Origin of the sequence: Gluconacetobacter entanii (assembly GCF_013155425.1) — a bacterium.
In the GTDB taxonomy this organism is placed as follows: Bacteria; Pseudomonadota; Alphaproteobacteria; order Acetobacterales; family Acetobacteraceae; genus Novacetimonas; species Novacetimonas entanii.
This window is the reverse complement of record NZ_JABJWD010000049.1, coordinates 1-1,164: the sequence shown is the minus strand read 5'-3', so window position 1 is coordinate 1,164 and position 1,164 is coordinate 1. Positions and strand designations below refer to the sequence as shown.

1 protein-coding gene is annotated in these 1,164 nt (G+C 65.5%); it reads left to right on the top strand.

The window, feature by feature from the left end:
• The first annotated feature begins 3 nt into the window (after positions 1 to 3).
• Positions 4 to 1,101 carry an OmpA family protein gene (locus HNH97_RS09195; RefSeq protein ID WP_171790684.1) on the top strand — a complete coding sequence of 366 codons (1,098 nt, stop codon included), beginning with the start codon at positions 4 to 6 and terminating at the stop codon, positions 1,099 to 1,101.
• The last annotated feature ends 63 nt before the right edge of the window (positions 1,102 to 1,164 follow it).

The window sequence follows — 1,164 nt, the reverse complement described above, 5'->3', positions numbered from 1 at the left end:
AATATGCGTCTTCGCACGGCGTTACTGGCAACGACCCTGATGGCTGCCGCTCCGGCGGCCTCAATGGCCACGACGATCACCGGTCCGTATGTTGACATCGGGGGTGGCTACAACCTGACCCAGACCCAGCACGGCCACTTTGCCGACACCGATGGCGGCACCGAGCCGGGCCGTGAAAAGGTCGGCCACCGTCACGGCTGGACCGGCTTCGGCGCGGTTGGCTGGGGCTTCGGGAACGGCCTGCGCGCCGAGGTCGAGGGCGACTACAACTGGTCCGAAATCTACAGCAAGAGCCGCGGCGACAAGGGCTCCGACCGCTCCTATGGCGGCTTCGTCAACGTGCTGTATGACATCGACCTGAAGCGTCTGTTCAGCATCGACGTCCCCGTCACCCCGTTCGTCGGTGTCGGCGCGGGCTACCTGTGGCAGGGCGCGCATGATGTCACCATCGGCGCGAACAACCCCGGCGGCGCACGCAGCCTGAGCGGCACCAAGGGCGGCTTCGCCTACCAGGGCATCGTCGGTGCGGCCTATGACATCCCCGGCGTCCCGGGCCTGCAGATGACCACCGAATACCGCATGATCGGTCAGCCGCAGTCCTTCACGATGGGCAACTTTACGGCGGGTGACGGTCACGCAAGCTTCGACCACCGCTTCAACCACCAGTTCATCGTCGGTGTCCGCTACGCGTTCAACAACGCGCCGCCGCCGCCGCCGCCGGCCCCCGCCGTTGTCCCGCCCGCACCGACTGCGGCGCGCACCTACCTCGTCTTCTTTGACTGGGACGGCGCAGCCCTTACCGGCCGTGCGCGTGAGATCGTGGCCGAAGCCGCGCAGGCTTCCACCCATGTCCAGACCACCCGCATCGAGGTCAATGGCTACACCGACAACTCGGCAGCCCATCCCGGCCCGCGTGGTGAGAAGTACAACATGGGCCTGTCCATGCGTCGCGCCGACAGCGTGAAGGCTGAACTGATCCGTGACGGCGTGCCCGCCAACGCCATCGACATCCACGGCTATGGTGAAGCGCATCCGCTGGTCCCGACCGGCCCGGATACCCGCGAACCGCAGAACCGTCGCGTCGAAATCATCCTGCACTGATCCCAAAATCAGTCAGACTGACTTCAGCGAAAGGGAGTGCTTCGGCACTCCCTTTTTGCTGTA